Origin of the sequence: Bradyrhizobium sp. AZCC 1693, from assembly GCF_036924745.1 — a bacterium.
Classification (GTDB): domain Bacteria; phylum Pseudomonadota; class Alphaproteobacteria; order Rhizobiales; family Xanthobacteraceae; genus Bradyrhizobium.
The window spans coordinates 4,764,930-4,778,852 of the sequence record NZ_JAZHSD010000001.1; the positions used below are offsets into that span (position 1 = coordinate 4,764,930).

General features: G+C 63.4%; 17 protein-coding genes. 13 read left to right on the forward strand and 4 right to left on the reverse strand.

Annotated elements, in window-relative coordinates; translation table 11 throughout:
• Window positions 1-112: 112 nt before the first annotated feature.
• Both mtaB and dapF read right to left on the reverse strand, forming a co-directional pair.
• Window positions 113-1,378, reverse strand: coding sequence for a tRNA (N(6)-L-threonylcarbamoyladenosine(37)-C(2))-methylthiotransferase MtaB (gene mtaB / locus V1293_RS22710; protein ID WP_334512381.1), 1,266 nt, complete (start codon window positions 1,376-1,378; stop codon window positions 113-115).
• Between the two features lie 3 nt (window positions 1,379-1,381).
• Entirely contained in the window at window positions 1,382-2,254 is an 873-nt protein-coding gene (gene dapF, locus V1293_RS22715) for a diaminopimelate epimerase (protein WP_334512383.1), read from the reverse strand.
• Between dapF and V1293_RS22720 the strand changes: the two genes are divergently transcribed.
• Genes V1293_RS22720 through V1293_RS22730 form a run of 3 tightly spaced genes read left to right on the forward strand, consistent with a single transcriptional unit; the run spans window position 2,253 to window position 3,858 of the window.
• Window positions 2,253-2,441 (forward strand): hypothetical protein, encoded by a 189-nt coding sequence (locus V1293_RS22720; RefSeq protein WP_334512385.1) that lies wholly within the window; start codon window positions 2,253-2,255, stop codon window positions 2,439-2,441. The two genes, dapF and V1293_RS22720, sit on opposite strands and share 2 nt — an antisense overlap.
• Window positions 2,438-3,148 carry a GyrI-like domain-containing protein gene (locus V1293_RS22725; protein WP_334512388.1) on the forward strand — a complete coding sequence of 237 codons (711 nt, stop codon included), beginning with the start codon at window positions 2,438-2,440 and terminating at the stop codon, window positions 3,146-3,148. The genes V1293_RS22720 and V1293_RS22725 overlap by 4 nt, the downstream gene beginning before the upstream one ends.
• A 5-nt stretch (window positions 3,149-3,153) precedes the next feature.
• Entirely contained in the window at window positions 3,154-3,858 is a 705-nt protein-coding gene (locus tag V1293_RS22730; protein WP_334512391.1) for an SIMPL domain-containing protein, read from the forward strand.
• Window positions 3,859-4,000: 142 nt separating this feature from the next.
• Here V1293_RS22730 and V1293_RS22735 read toward each other — a convergent pair whose 3' ends face one another.
• A complete protein-coding gene (locus V1293_RS22735; RefSeq protein ID WP_334512393.1) occupies window positions 4,001-5,065 on the reverse strand; it encodes an MBL fold metallo-hydrolase in 1,065 nt (354 codons plus the stop codon).
• A 499-nt stretch (window positions 5,066-5,564) separates the two neighbouring features.
• Between V1293_RS22735 and ffh the strand changes: the two genes are divergently transcribed.
• The 9 genes from ffh (at window position 5,565) to V1293_RS22780 (ending at window position 13,105) form a co-directional block, all read left to right on the forward strand.
• Window positions 5,565-7,112 (forward strand): signal recognition particle protein, encoded by a 1,548-nt coding sequence (ffh, locus tag V1293_RS22740; protein ID WP_334512395.1) that lies wholly within the window; start codon window positions 5,565-5,567, stop codon window positions 7,110-7,112.
• 219 nt (window positions 7,113-7,331) lie between these two features.
• On the forward strand, window positions 7,332-7,664 hold the full coding sequence (gene rpsP / locus V1293_RS22745; RefSeq protein ID WP_108520681.1) for a 30S ribosomal protein S16: 333 nt from the start codon (window positions 7,332-7,334) through the stop codon (window positions 7,662-7,664).
• Window positions 7,665-7,683: 19 nt separating this feature from the next.
• Window positions 7,684-8,202, forward strand: a complete 519-nt coding sequence (gene rimM / locus V1293_RS22750; protein ID WP_334512397.1) for a ribosome maturation factor RimM — start codon at window positions 7,684-7,686, stop codon at window positions 8,200-8,202.
• Between the two features lie 478 nt (window positions 8,203-8,680).
• Window positions 8,681-9,403, forward strand: a complete 723-nt coding sequence (locus tag V1293_RS22755; protein WP_334512401.1) for a DUF5343 domain-containing protein — start codon at window positions 8,681-8,683, stop codon at window positions 9,401-9,403.
• A 429-nt stretch (window positions 9,404-9,832) separates the two neighbouring features.
• Window positions 9,833-10,552 (forward strand): tRNA (guanosine(37)-N1)-methyltransferase TrmD, encoded by a 720-nt coding sequence (gene trmD, locus V1293_RS22760; RefSeq protein ID WP_334516853.1) that lies wholly within the window; start codon window positions 9,833-9,835, stop codon window positions 10,550-10,552.
• Window positions 10,553-10,665: 113 nt separating this feature from the next.
• The gene (gene rplS, locus V1293_RS22765; protein WP_057852665.1) at window positions 10,666-11,046 is read left to right on the forward strand and encodes a 50S ribosomal protein L19; all 381 of its coding nucleotides are present in this window, start codon (window positions 10,666-10,668) and stop codon (window positions 11,044-11,046) included.
• Between the two features lie 133 nt (window positions 11,047-11,179).
• Window positions 11,180-11,314, forward strand: coding sequence for a hypothetical protein (locus tag V1293_RS22770; RefSeq protein WP_334512403.1), 135 nt, complete (start codon window positions 11,180-11,182; stop codon window positions 11,312-11,314).
• Between the two features lie 75 nt (window positions 11,315-11,389).
• Entirely contained in the window at window positions 11,390-12,796 is a 1,407-nt protein-coding gene (leuC, locus tag V1293_RS22775; protein ID WP_334512405.1) for a 3-isopropylmalate dehydratase large subunit, read from the forward strand.
• Between the two features lie 99 nt (window positions 12,797-12,895).
• Window positions 12,896-13,105 carry a hypothetical protein gene (locus tag V1293_RS22780; protein ID WP_334357063.1) on the forward strand — a complete coding sequence of 70 codons (210 nt, stop codon included), beginning with the start codon at window positions 12,896-12,898 and terminating at the stop codon, window positions 13,103-13,105.
• 74 nt (window positions 13,106-13,179) lie between these two features.
• On the opposite strand, the gene V1293_RS22785 is transcribed toward V1293_RS22780, so the two are convergent.
• On the reverse strand, window positions 13,180-13,452 hold the full coding sequence (locus tag V1293_RS22785; protein WP_334512407.1) for a hypothetical protein: 273 nt from the start codon (window positions 13,450-13,452) through the stop codon (window positions 13,180-13,182).
• On the opposite strand from V1293_RS22785, the gene V1293_RS22790 reads away from it, so the two are divergent.
• Window positions 13,441-13,650: a hypothetical protein gene (locus V1293_RS22790; RefSeq protein ID WP_334512408.1), complete on the forward strand. Its 210-nt coding sequence runs from the start codon at window positions 13,441-13,443 to the stop codon at window positions 13,648-13,650. The genes V1293_RS22785 and V1293_RS22790 overlap by 12 nt on opposite strands.
• The last annotated feature ends 273 nt before the right edge of the window (window positions 13,651-13,923 follow it).

Genomic DNA, 13,923 nt, shown 5'->3' on the forward strand with positions numbered 1-13,923 from the left:
TGGATCGACGGCGCGAAGCGACGGCGAGACGGATGAGGGGTCTGTCTCCGCGGATAGAGACCCCTCATCCGGCGCTTCGCGCCACCTTCTCCCACAAGGGGAGAAGGGAGAATTAGACCGTCAACCGCGCACCATCGTGGCCGTTGATCGCGAGCGCCATCACCGCGCCCGGTTTTTCACCTGATACAGCAACCGGCAAGAAATGCTCGGTGCGCCCCTGCGTCGCGCTCTCGATCAAAACCTGACGCACCGCGCCGACCTCCGACGTCAGCCGCCGCTGCAACGCCGTCTCGCCAACCGCGCGCAAACGCTTCGCGCGCGCCTTGATGGCTTCACCCGAAACCTGCGGCATCCGGGCCGCCGGCGTGCCCGGACGTTTGGAATATGGAAACACGTGCAGGAAGGTGAGATCGCATTCCTCCACGAGGTCCTGCGTCCGCGTGAACATTTCCTCGGTCTCGGTCGGAAAGCCCGCAATGATATCGGCCCCGAGCGTGATGTCCGGGCGCAACCGCCGCACCTGCGCGCAGAATTCGATCGCGTCCTTGCGCAAATGCCGCCGCTTCATCCGCTTCAAAATCATGTCGTCGCCGGATTGCAGCGACAGATGCAGATGCGGCATCAGCCGCTCATCGTCCGCGATGACGTCGAGCAGGTCGCGATCGGCCTCGATGGAATCGATCGATGATATCCGCAGGCGTTTCAGTTCCGGCACGTGGCGCAAAATCTGTTTTGTCAGCTGCCCAAGCTTGGGCGTGCCCGGCAGATCGGCGCCGTAGCTGGTGAGGTCCACGCCGGTCAGCACGATCTCGGCATGGCCGCGCTCGGCCAGCGTTCGGACCTGCTCGACGACGGCGCCCATCGGCACCGAGCGCGAATTGCCGCGGCCGTAGGGAATGATGCAGAAGGTGCAGCGGTGGTCGCAGCCGTTCTGCACCTGGACGAACACACGCGGCAGGCCGGCCTTGAAGCCGTCAAGCAGATGCGGCGCCATCTCCTTGACCGCCATGATGTCGGCGACCGCGATCTTCTCGCTAGCCTCGACCCCAAAGCCTGTGTCGAACGCCGCGCGCGCGTCGCGCCAGGCTTCACCGCGCATCTTGTCGTCGTTGCCGACGACGCGATCGACCTCGGCCATTTCGGCAAACATTTTTGGTTGGGTCTGCGCCGCGCAGCCGGTGACGACGATGCGCGCATCCGGCCGCTCGCGCTTCAGCCGCCGGATCGATTGCCGCGCCTGCGCCACCGCCTCGTTGGTGACCGCACAGCTATTGATGACGACAGTATCGGAAAGGCCTGCGCGCTCCGCCTCGCGTGCGATCACCTCGGATTCGAACGCGTTGAGACGGCAGCCGAAGGTGAGGACGTCGACGCTCATGGCTCAGGCGACGCTGGCGAACAGCGCCGGATCGAATCGCCCCTCATACTCGAAATCGGCGGTGCCGGTCATCAGCACATGGTCGTCATGCTCGCGCCATTCGATCGTAAGCTTGCCGCCGGGCAGCGTGATCTCGACGCTGCGATTGGCGCGCTTCAGCCGCGCCGCCGCGACCGCGGTCGCACAGGCGGCCGAGCCGCACGCCTTGGTCAGGCCGACGCCGCGCTCCCAGGTGCGGATCGTGATGTGATCGCGATCGACGATATGGGCGAGCGTGATGTTGGCGCGCTCGGGAAAGATCGGGTGGTTTTCCAGCAGCGGCCCGAAGCGTTCGAGATCATAGGCGTTGACGTCGTCGACCCAGAAGATCGCGTGCGGATTGCCCATCGAGACCACCGACGGCGAATGCAGCACCGGCTCATCGATCGGCCCGACCTGCAGTTCGATGTAGCGGGTATCGCGAAATTCTTCCGCCAGCGGAATATCCTGCCAACCGAACTTCGGCGCGCCCATGTCGACGGTATAGAGATCGGGCGCCGGGCCCTGCCAGCAATTGAGGAGGCCGGCGCGGGTTTCAAAGGTCACCGCCGTTTGTCCGGTCTTCTCGAACAGGCGCCGCACCACGCAGCGCATGCCGTTGCCGCAGGCGCCGGCCTCAGAGCCGTCATTGTTGTAGATGCGGATGAAGGCCTCGGTGCCCTGCAGCCGCGGCGGCTGCAATACCATCAACTGGTCATAGGGCACGCCTGCAGGGGAGGCGACCGCGCGAGCCTCCTCGGCCGTCACGGTGGCCTTGGAATCGCGCAAATCCACCACGACGATTTCGTTGCCGATGCCGTTCATCTTGGCAAATGCGTGGTTGGCGAGCGCGCTCATGGAATTTCCCAAATTCTGCCTGCCTTATATGGCGAATGTTAGCGCATTGCCTAGTGCGCAGGGGCGTATGACGCATCTGTCATGGGACGAAAGCGGACCTTGCGTGTTAGAAAATGGCACCATTCTGGCGGGCGCGGATGGGGACATGCCGCCGCCAGGTGGGGTGGATGGAGAATACCTGAAATGAACCGTATCAGCACTTTCCGTGCGGCCGTGGTCGCGCTCTCCATGGTTGCGTTTGGCGGGGCCGCACTGGCGCAATCGCCGGCGCCCTCGGCCTCGCCAGCCCCGAGCCCGTCGGCTGTGCCCAGCCCCGCACCGTCGGCGGCGCCGGTCCCGCCGCCGGCCGAAACCAAGTCGCCGGCGGATACCCCCACGGCGGAAAAAGCCCCGACGCCTGCGCCCCCTCCTCCCGCCGCCAGCGTCCAGAACGCCGACCCCTTCGGCGAAGAGTTCGCGCTCGAGCCCAAGAAAGTGGTTGTCATGAAGGGCACCGCGAATTGGGATGCCGCATTCGACACCCTGATCGATGCGTTCAAGGCGCTGACCGCCGTGCTCGACAAGCAGGGCATCAAGGCCGCGGGCAATTCGATGATCGTCTACACCTCGACCGACGATACCGGCTTTACGTTTCTCGCCCAGATTCCGGTCGATCAGGACGTCAAGAACCTGACCAAGGACATGAGCATGGGCAAGTCGCCCGAGGGCAAGGCGCTGAAGTTCGTCCATCGCGGCTCCTACGACAACATGGACAACACCTATGAGGCGATCACCAACCACCTCGACGACAAGAAGCTCGAGGCCAAGGATACTTTCATCGAGGAATACATCACCGATCCCCTGAAGACGGCGGAGGACAAGCTGGTGATCAACGTCTATGTGCCGCTGAAGTGAGACGCATGGAGCATCCGTTCGCCCTTGCGGCCGTGGCCGCCACGCTGTTGGCCACGCCCGCGCTGGCGCAGACAATGCCGCCGCCCGCGATTTCCGTGACCGGCGAAGCGTCCGTGTCGGTGGCGCCCGATCAGGCCCAGATCGACGGCGGCGTGACGTCGGATGCCAGGACCGCGCGAGAGGCCTCCGACGCGAACAACGCGGCCATGGGCAAGGTGCTGCTGGCGCTCAAGGGCGCCGGGATCGAGGAAAAGGACTACCAGACCTCGCGACTGTCGCTGCAGCCGCAGTTCGCCACGCCGTCCAAAGCCTCGGAGCGCGCACAAGGCATCCTCAGCTTCCGCGCCAGCAACCGCGTGACGGTCAAGATCCGCGATGTGGCCAAGGTCGCGAACGTGATCGACGTGCTGGTGGGCGCCGGCGCCAACGAGATCGGTGGCATCCACTTCACGGTGACGCAGGCTTCGAAAGTGCTCGACGAAGCCCGCGAGAAGGCGATCGCGGACGCGCGCCGCAAAGCCGAGATCTATGCCAAGGCCGCCGGCGTGACGCTCGGCGAGCCGATCAGCATTTCCGAGGAAGGCGCGCCCGTGCCGGTATTTCGCGGCAAGATGGCGGCCCCAATGGCTGCGGGTGCGCCGGTAGCGCAAGGCGAAGAGACGCTATCGGTGACGGTGAACGTGTCCTGGGCGATCAAGGCCGCACAGTAGCTGCTGTCGTCCCTGCGAAAGCATGCGAAAGCAGGGACCCATAACCACAGGACTTTGTGGTTTGGCTAAGCTGGCTCCCGCTTTTTCCAAACAATCAGCAATGGTGGCTATGGGTCCCTGCGTTCGCAGGGACGACACGAGATTAGATTTCGACCACCTGCCCCGGCTTCGGCGCGGCAAACCGCTCCGGCGGGATCTTCGCTTCCTTGAGCGCGTCGGCCAGCGCATTCACCGGCGCGTCGATCGCCTCATCCGTGAGCTGGAACGTGCCGTGATGATGCGCCAGCGCCTGCTCGGCTCCGCAGTCGGAGAGCGCCTTCACGGCATCAGACGGATTCATGTGCTGGTCCTTCATGAACCAGCGCGGCTCATAGGCGCCGATCGGCAATATTGCGAGCCGCAGCGGACCGTGCTTCTCGGCCACGCGCCGAAAATGCTTGCCCTCGCCATAGCCGGAATCGCAGACGATGTAGATTTTGCCCGCCGGCGTCTCCAGCACAAAACTCGCCCACAGCGCCTTGTTGCGGTCGAACAATCCGCGCGCCGACCAGTGCCGTGTCGGCACCAGCGTCACCGCGATGCCGTTGCCGAGCTCGACGCGATCCTGCCAGTCAAAGCCTTCGGCTTTGATCGCGGCGTCCGCGTCGCGCATGGTGATTTCGTTGCCGAGCGGCGTGATCACGCGCGGCGAAAACTTTTCCGCAAGCTTCGACAGCGTCGCGATGTCGAGATGATCGTAATGGCCGTGCGAGACCAGCGCGACGTCGATCTTGGGCAGCGCGTCGAACGCGATGCCGGGATCGTTGTGCCGGTGCGGGCCGGCAAAGGAAACCGGCGAGGCCCGCATCGACCACACGGGATCGATGAGGATGTTGAGATCCCGCGTCTGGATCAGCCAGGAGACGTGGCCGACAAACGACAGCCGCACCTTGTCGCCGGAAACACGCGGCGGCGGCGTATCGCTGTGGGCGTTCGGCACCCAATCCGGCCAGCCCGCGCGCTTCCGGTCGGTGCCGAACTGCCAGCGCAGCACCTCGGCCAGCGATTTCGGCGGCACCCCGTCGGAATCGAAGAAGCGGGTTCCGTCGAAATGATCGGAAATGGGGCCGTCATAGGTTTTCATGTTGCTGATCCAGATCGAGGGCACACCGACGGCTGCGGCAGCGCCGGCGAACACTCCAAAGACACGGCGGCGGGTGATGGGCACGGGAAAACACGAAGGGCGGGAGAGAGCTGACGACATGGGGATTTATATGGCGGTTGGGGTTGAACTTGGAACCTGCGGCAAGATTACCGTTCGCCGCTGAACGACCCCTTGAGAAAGTCCATTCTTTCCAATGGTTTACACGACGATCGAGGACATTTCGATCCAGTTTCTCCTTGACTTTCGTCCCTTCCAGGCGTTTAAGGCGCGCACTTTCTCGGAAAGACGTTCTTTTCGACCCGCCGCCCGGTCCTTGAGACCGGAGGCCAACGCCCGACAGCGCGATGCGCCCTCGGGCGCGAAAGTGTTTGGACGATCGTCTTGGCGTTCTGCGTCGAGGCACATTAGGTCGTCATCACCCGCGAATGCGGGTGATCCAGTATTCCAGAGGCGGCTCGGCTGAACCGAGAAGCCGCGGCGTACTGGATACCCCGCTTTCGCGGGGTATGACGGGTGGTGAATAAGGCAGCGCCTGCAAAGAGCAGGACAGAGGACAACGGCATTGTTCGACAATCTGTCGGAAAAGCTTGGTGGGATACTCGATCGGCTGACGGGCCGCGGTTCGCTGTCGGAGGCCGATGTCGACGCCGCGATGCGCGAGGTGCGTCGCGCGCTGCTGGAAGCCGACGTTGCGCTCGAGGTTGTCAGAAGTTTCACCGATCGCGTCCGCGAGCAGGCGGTCGGCGCCACCGTCGTCAAGTCGGTCACGCCCGGCCAGATGGTGGTCAAGATCGTCCATGACGAGCTGATCGCCACGCTTGGTTCCGACGGCCAGACCATCGACCTCAATGCGGTGCCGCCGGTCGCCATCATGATGGTCGGCCTGCAGGGCTCCGGCAAAACCACCACCACGGCAAAGCTCGCCCGCCGCATGACCCAGCGCGACAAGCGCAAGGTGCTGATGGCCTCGCTCGACATCTACCGCCCGGCGGCGATGGAGCAATTGGCCGTGCTCGGCCGCGACCTCGACATTCCGACGCTGCCGATCGTGGCCGGCCAGAAGCCGGCGCAGATTGCCAAGCGCGCGCTCGAAGCCGGCAAGCTCGGCGGCTACGACGTGGTGCTGCTTGACACCGCCGGCCGCACCACGCTCGACGAAGAGATGATGAGCGAGGCGGCCGAGATCAAAACCACGGCCAATCCGCATGAAGTGCTGCTGGTAGCGGATTCCCTCACCGGCCAGGACGCGGTCAATCTCGCGCGCGCCTTCGATCAACGCGTCGGCCTCACCGGCATCGTGCTGACGCGCGTCGACGGCGACGGCCGCGGCGGCGCGGCGCTGTCGATGCGCGCGGTGACCGGCAAGCCGATCAAGCTGATCGGCACCGGCGAAAAGACCGACGCGCTGGAAGATTTTCACCCGAGCCGCATTGCGGGGCGCATCCTTGGCATGGGCGACGTGGTGTCGCTGGTCGAACGCGCAGCGGCGAATATCGACGCCGAGAAGGCCGCGCGCACGGCAGAGCGGATGCGCAAGGGCCAGTTCGACCTGACCGACATGCGCGAGCAATTGCTGCAGATGGCGAACATGGGCGGCATCAGCGGGCTGATGGGCATGATGCCCGGCGTTGCCAAGATGAAGAACCAGATTGCGGCGGCCGGGATCGACGACAAGATCATCAAGCGCCAGGTCGCGATCATCGATTCGATGACGCGGGCCGAGCGCAAGAGCCCCGACATCCTGAAAGCGAGCCGCAAGAAGCGCATCGCTGCCGGCGCCGGCCAGAATGTCGAACAGGTCAACAAGCTTTTGAAAATGCACCGGAACATGGCCGACATGATGAAGGCCATGGGTTCGGGCAAGCGCGGCCCGCTGGCCGGCATCGCGCAGGCGATGGGCTTTGGCGGCGGCATGAAGCCGCCTTCGCCCGAGGAAATGAAGGCGCTGGCCGAGAAGATGCAGGGCGGCGCGGGCGGCGGCCTGCCGAATTTGCCGAAGGATCTTCCTGTCGGCCTGCGCCAGGGCCTGCCGAACGTGCCGGGCCTCACCGGCCTCAGCGGCAAGCCGACCTTGCCCGGCCTCGGCGGCTTTCCGGGGAAGAAGAAATGACTTCTCGCCAACACGCGCCGTCATCGTCCGCCTTGTGCGCAATTGCGCACTGGAGCGGACGATCCAGCACGCCGCGCTCCCTCGGTTCAATCGCTAATGCCTGCGATTACTGGATGCCCCGCCTTCGCGGGGCATGACAGGCGAGGCAGGCCCCTCTCGCAATGACGCCAATTCACACCGTTCAGATCACCGAGTTTTTACGTTTAACAGGAGAACCAAATGTCAGTCGTTATCCGCCTCGCTCGCGCAGGCACCAAGAAGCGTCCGGTCTATCACGTCGTCGTCGCCGACTCTCGCTTCCCCCGCGACGGCCGATTCATCGAGCGTCTCGGCCATTTCAATCCGCTGCTGCCGAAGGACAATGAGTCGCGGCTGAAGCTCGACATGGACAAGGTCAAGTCCTGGCTCGCCAAGGGTGCACAGCCGTCGGACCGCGTGACGCGTTTCCTGGATGCGGCCGGTATCGTCAAGCGTCCTGCCCGCAGCAACCCGGAAAAGGCCGTGCCGCGAAAGGAGCGCAAGGCGCGCGCCGAAGCCGCAGCGAAGGCGTAAAGCATAGCGGCGCACGACGGTGGCAGCACCGATTTGCGTCGCGCGTATCGGCGCCGCGCACGGCGTGCGCGGCGCGGTGAAACTGTGGACGTTCACCGAAGATCCGCTGGCCGTGAAACATTACGGCCCGCTGATGACCAAGGATGGCGCGCGCCAGTTCGAGGTGGCGCATGTCCGTGAGGCCAGGGATCATCTGGTGGCGACGCTGAAGGGCATCGCCACCCGCGAGGATGCCGAACGGCTCAACGGCCTCGAGCTCTATATCGCGCGCGAAAAACTGCCCGAGACCGACGAAGACGAATATTATCACGCCGACCTGATCGGGCTTGCGGCGGTCAATGCCTTGAACGAGCCGCTCGGCCGCGTCACCGCGATCCATAATTTCGGTGCCGGCGACATCATCGAGATCGCGCCTCCGCAAGGCCCGACCATGCTGCTGCCGTTCACCAATGCGGTGGTGCCGACGGTCGATCTCGCCGGCGGCCGCTTAGTGATCGAGCTGCCGCAGGAAATCGAAGGCGACGACGCCCAGTCCTGACTTGTCATCGCCGGGCCAAGTGGTCTGCCTTGCGCAGGCTACGTAAACTTGTCTGCGCCCCGGCGATCCATCCTTTTCAAAGAAGATGGATACGCGGCATTAGGTAGCAAACTCACCAAGCCTATTTTGGCTCGCTTTCGAGTATCTCTACCCACCGTTTGAACACAGAACAGAATTTTGCCGCGCCAGCTCTTCCGTAAGCGCCGTCACTCCGAAGACAGAAAAGCCCCGCTAGGCGCAACTGCCAGCCATCCGCCGCGCGTTCGGCGAATCAGATTCGGGGCGGATTTCACTCGCGTTTCCACCGATAAGTTCATTTTTCTACACCATGTTTTAGTACACATGCGCATCTAAATTATTTTCATTAGTAAAATCAAATAGTTATATAGTAAAATACCGGTAGTACAGATAACAGGACGCTATTTACTTTATCTGTACGATGTGTTTTATGGTACAAGCGACTGAAACGGAGGCCGACGTGGCCGTTACAGCAGATAAGCCCTGTCCCTATGCGCCGGCAAGCGCAATCCTTGATCTGGTTGATCGTCACCGCAATCGTGGCTTGCCGCCGCCTATCAATGCAGAGGTTCTCGCCCGCGCGAGCATTTCGGAGAGCTTGATTCCTCGGACCCTGTACGCGCTGCAGGCGCTCGATTTGATTGACGAGGCGGGCAGGCCAACGCCCACCTTCGAAGGTATCCGTCTGGCTCCGGAGGCTGAATATAAGAAGCGCCTTGAGGACTGGCTCAAGGGCGCATACGCCGACGTGTTTGCGTTCGCTGATCCTTCCCAGGATGACGATGTCGCCATTCGCGACGCCTTTCGAAGCTACCAGCCAGCTGGCCAGCGAGATCGAATGATCACGCTCTTTCAGGGATTGTGTGCCGCCGCCGGACTTGCGCCGGAAAAGCCAAAGGCACAGCAGAATCGATCGGTCCTGCGCATTCTTCCGAAACCAACGGCCCCGGCGGCGGCCAAGCGCAGCAGCTTTCTGAAAGCCGTTGCCAAGCCTGCTGCTAGCACCGCGCATAGTGGCTTGCCGCCTGCGCTGGCGGGTCTACTGGCTAGCCTGCCAGCAGCCGGCGAGGGTTGGACGGCCGATGACCGCGCAAAGTTCGTGACAACGTTCAGCGCAGTTCTCGATTTCTGTTTTCCGATAATCAAAGAAGACGCAGCTAAACAAAACGGCGACGCCCAATGAGGCCGTCGCCGTTCGTATCACCGCAGAGGGAAGACAGTTTTTTGCGGAACACTTCCCTTCGCAAGGCCCCTCAAACCCCGGCCGCGCCGGACCCAGAGAAACCCATGTGGCAAGCCGTCAGAAGATAATCGGAAGGGCTAAGCCCTCGCCAACGCGACCTTGGCTCGATTTACCGCGTCGGATCACTCCGGCGCGGTAATTTCTTTAAATCTATCAGCCCTCACGAATCACGTCTACAGCGGCGGACCTTAAGGTTTGGCAAAGGTTATCCACGATGCCCCGCCTTGATGGTCAAGAACAAACCGGACACCGCTGGCCTCCAACGGCAGCATCGACCGATAGCGACAAGGCGAGTTCGCTACTTAATGCCGTGGATACGCGGGTCAAGCCCGAGTATGACGGTCTAAATCCAATGGCGATCATATGACCATGACCTGGCGCGCTACCGTTCTCACGCTCTTCCCCGAGATGTTTCCCGGGCCGCTCGGCGTCAGCCTGGCGGGCAAGGCGCTGACATCAGGCCTGTGGCGGCTTGAGGCGCGCGACATCAGGGACTCCGCCACCGACCGCCACCGCAGCGTCGATGACACCCCGGCTGGCGGCGGCCCGGGCATGGTGTTGCGCGCCGACGTGCTGGCGGCGGCGATCGACGCCGCGGATGCCGGCCAAAACCGTCCGCGCTTGCTGATGAGCCCGCGCGGTCGGCCATTGACCCAGTCGCAGGTTAAGCAACTCGCAGCCGGGCCGGGGCCCCTGATCGTCTGCGGCCGGTTCGAGGGGGTCGATCAGCGGGTGATCGAGGCACGGCACCTCGAGGAGGTCTCGATCGGGGACTACGTGCTGTCAGGTGGCGAAATCGCCGCGATGGCCCTGATCGACGCCTGCGTCCGGCTTTTGCCGGGCGTGATGGGCAAGCAGACCTCAGGCGAGGAGGAAAGCTTTTCCGAAGGACTACTGGAATACCCCCAGTTCACCCGCCCGCAGGAGTTCGAGGGCCGTGGCATCCCGGAAATCCTGATCTCGGGGGATCATGCCAAGGTGGCGGCATGGCGCCGGGCCGAAGCCGAGGCCCTGACCCGGGCGCGGCGGCCGGATTTGTGGGCCGCGAGGCCCGGCCAAAAAGGCACAAAAAACACGACGGACGGGTGACAAGCCGCCGCCTTTGCCTTATACGAGCGCCAAATCCGCGCAGTGGCAGGATAAATGGACGTTCGCGCGAGCCCGCGCTGGACTGGCTGGGCGCGCCGCCGATGGAGATTTCAATGAACCTCATTCAACAGCTCGAAAAAGAGCAATTCGAAAAACTGTCGGCGACCAAGTCGATCCCGGAATTCGGGCCCGGCGACACCGTGATCGTCAACGTCAAGGTGGTCGAAGGCGAGCGCACCCGCGTGCAGGCCTATGAAGGCGTCTGCATCGGCCGTTCCGGCGGCGGGCTCAACGAGAGCTTCACCGTCCGCAAGATTTCCTACGGCGAAGGCGTGGAGCGCGTGTTCCCCGTGATGTCGCCGATGATCGACTCGATCAAGGTGGTGCGCCGCGGCAAGGTCCGTCGCGCCAAGCTGTATTACCTGCGCCAACTGCGCGGCAAGTCGGCCCGCATTGTCGAGAAGCAGGACCGCGCCACCGCCGTCGGCGAGTAATCTGCCCCGAAAGGGATGCGACAAAAGCGCGGGGGTTTGCCCCGCGCTTTTTTGTTGCCTGGTACCTATCTACGTATCAGCCCTGCCAATCGATTGATTGTGGCGGCCGGACGCCCTGTGTTAGAAATTCAGAATGGTTCTAGATCGTACCAGCGCCGCCATCGGCACCGCCCAGAGGATCGTCATCGACGATCGCTCGCGCCTGCCCGGCCGCTTCTTCGGACGGTTCGCGACTTCGGCGACGTCAGAGCTTACGCGCGCAGCTTGAGCTGCGCTGACGCCCTGTTGCTTGCGCACCTTGCGCTTAACCGCCCACACAGAATTTCTTTTGGAGCTGACGCTCATGTCCAAACCGACCACGCTGTACGACAAGATCTGGAACGACCATCTGGTGCACGAAGCCGATGACGGCACCTGCCTGCTCTATATCGATCGCCATCTGGTGCACGAGGTGACCTCGCCGCAGGCGTTCGAAGGCCTGCGCGCCACCGGCCGCAAGGTTCACGCGCCCGAGAAGACGCTGGCCGTCGTCGACCACAACATTCCGACCACCGACCGCTCGAAACCGAATCCCGATCCGGAGAGCATCGAGCAGATGCGCGTGATGGCGGAAAACGCCCGGGAATTCGGCATCGAATATTACAACGAGTTCGACAAGCGCCAGGGCATCGTGCACGTGATCGGCCCCGAGCAGGGCTTTACGCTGCCCGGCACCACCATCGTCTGCGGTGACAGCCACACCTCCACCCATGGCGCGTTCGGCGCGCTGGCGCACGGCATCGGCACGTCGGAAGTCGAACATGTGCTGGCGACGCAGACGCTGATCCAGAAAAAGGCAAAAAACATGCGCGCGGTGGTCGACGGCAAATTGCCCGACGGCGTCACCGGCAAGGACATCATCCTGGCGATCATCGGCGAGATCGGCACCGCCGGCGGCACCGGCTACGTGCTGGAATACTCCGGAGACGCCATCCGCGCGCTCTCGATGGAAGGCCGCATGACGGTCTGCAACATGTCGATCGAGGGCGGCGCCCGCGCCGGTCTGATCGCGCCGGACGCGAAGGCGTTCGAATTCCTGAAGGGCCGTCCGAAGTCTCCGAAGGGCGCCGACTGGGACGCCGCAATGCGCTACTGGGACAAGCTGCGCTCCGACGAAGGCGCGCATTTCGACCACGAGATCCGGCTGGACGCGGCAAAGCTGCCGCCGATCGTGACCTGGGGCACCTCGCCCGAGGACGTGGTGTCGATCACGGGCTTCGTGCCGGATCCCGATGAGATCGCGGACGAGGCCAAGCGGCTGTCGAAGCACCGCGCCCTGAAATATATGGGCCTGACCGCGGGCACGAAGATCACCGACATCAAGCTCGACCGCGTCTTCATCGGCTCCTGCACCAACGGCCGCATCGAGGATCTGCGCGCGGCCGCAAAGGTCGCCGAGGGCAAGACCGTCAACGCCCACGTCAACGCGATGATCGTGCCGGGTTCGGGCATCGTGAAGGAACAGGCCGAAGCCGAAGGCCTCGACAAGATCTTCATCAAGGCCGGCTTCGAATGGCGCGAGCCGGGCTGCTCGATGTGTCTGGCGATGAACCCCGACAAGCTGTCCCCGGAAGAGCGCTGCGCCTCGACCTCGAACCGCAATTTCGAGGGCCGTCAGGGATTCAAGGGCCGCACCCACCTGGTGTCGCCGGCCATGGCGGCAGCGGCGGCGATCGCCGGACACTTTGTCGACATCCGGGAGTGGCGTTAACCCCCCTTTGCCTAGATAGCGAGGCGTTCTGGCAACGCGACGTTAACAGGCGAGGCGCAGACTGGTCCCTTGCGAAGCGCTTTCGCGAGGGACCCGGCCGTGACGGACAAGCCTGAATTCGTCGATATGATCAGCGAGCTGACGCGCCAGTCGCGCCGCCGCGTGATGCCGCGCGTCGTCGATCTCCCAACATCGCCCAAGGATACCTCACGCCTCAGTCACTGGCCGCCGGAGCATTGGGCACAGTGGCGAATGGAAAAGCTGACGCCGTGGAAGATCAAGCCTTGGGAAGGCAAGGATTGGGATTGAGCGAGGCCGTATTTCTCTTGCTGCTAAACAAATCAGGCGCCCAACCGGGCGCCTGATTCTTTTTCAGTCTGATCTCACCAATACCGGTATCCGTAATAGCGGTGACGCCACCACGGGCGATATTTGCAGATCTTGCGCGGCCCGTAATAGGTCCAGATCACGCGGCAGTAGCGGTGCCGGTAGCCATAGTAATACGGGTATCCGTAATAGCTCGGCGCGTAGAAGCGGCGATGGAAGTGATGCCGGTGGTGGAAGTACGGCCGGTGATAGACGTGGCGATATCCGTAGCGCATGCCGCCGCCGTGGAACACGGGCGCGGCGCGAAAGCCGCCACGATGGATCGCCATACCACCGCCTCTGAACCCGCCGCCATGGAACGCAGCGCCGCCGCCCCTGAATCCACCGCCATGAAACCCGCCGCCGTGGAAGCCACCGCCACCGCCTCCGCCGCGAAAACCGCCGCCTCCACCACCGCGGAAACCACCGCCGCCGTGGCCGCGATGCTGAACTTCGGTCGTCAGCCCGTCGGTTGCAAACTTCGCTGAAGGCGCCGTGCCGGGACTCGCAAGCGAGAGCGCCTCAGCGCGCTGTTGTGATGCGGCTGCGAACGCAAACAGAGCCGCAGCCGTTACGCCCAGACGGCGGACAAGGCCGCGTCCGGGATCGGATATCGCCATGGATGAACCTCCCTAACCGGCGACGGCGCGCCCGCAGCCGCTCTGCGGCTGATCCCCGTCGCGTTTCTTTGCGGTCGCTCCCAACATGACGTTAGAGACAGGCATGTGAACGCGCCATGAATGCGCCAACCGCAAAGATGA

Bases quoted from the DNA above. Each gene is read 5' to 3' on its own strand.
- mtaB (WP_334512381.1), bottom strand. From the start codon at position 1,378: ATGAGCGTCGACGTCCTCACCTTCGGCTGCCGTCTCAACGCGTTCGAA.
- V1293_RS22720 (WP_334512385.1), top strand. From the start codon at position 2,253: ATGGAATTTCCCAAATTCTGCCTGCCTTATATGGCGAATGTTAGCGCA.
- dapF (WP_334512383.1), bottom strand. From the start codon at position 2,254: ATGAGCGCGCTCGCCAACCACGCATTTGCCAAGATGAACGGCATCGGC.
- V1293_RS22725 (WP_334512388.1), top strand. From the start codon at position 2,438: ATGAACCGTATCAGCACTTTCCGTGCGGCCGTGGTCGCGCTCTCCATG.
- V1293_RS22730 (WP_334512391.1), top strand. From the start codon at position 3,154: ATGGAGCATCCGTTCGCCCTTGCGGCCGTGGCCGCCACGCTGTTGGCC.
- rpsP (WP_108520681.1), top strand. From the start codon at position 7,332: ATGTCAGTCGTTATCCGCCTCGCTCGCGCAGGCACCAAGAAGCGTCCG.
- trmD (WP_334516853.1), top strand. From the start codon at position 9,833: ATGACCTGGCGCGCTACCGTTCTCACGCTCTTCCCCGAGATGTTTCCC.
- rplS (WP_057852665.1), top strand. From the start codon at position 10,666: ATGAACCTCATTCAACAGCTCGAAAAAGAGCAATTCGAAAAACTGTCG.
- V1293_RS22770 (WP_334512403.1), top strand. From the start codon at position 11,180: ATGGTTCTAGATCGTACCAGCGCCGCCATCGGCACCGCCCAGAGGATC.
- leuC (WP_334512405.1), top strand. From the start codon at position 11,390: ATGTCCAAACCGACCACGCTGTACGACAAGATCTGGAACGACCATCTG.
- V1293_RS22790 (WP_334512408.1), top strand. From the start codon at position 13,441: ATGGATCGCCATACCACCGCCTCTGAACCCGCCGCCATGGAACGCAGC.
- V1293_RS22785 (WP_334512407.1), bottom strand. From the start codon at position 13,452: ATGGCGATCCATCGTGGCGGCTTTCGCGCCGCGCCCGTGTTCCACGGC.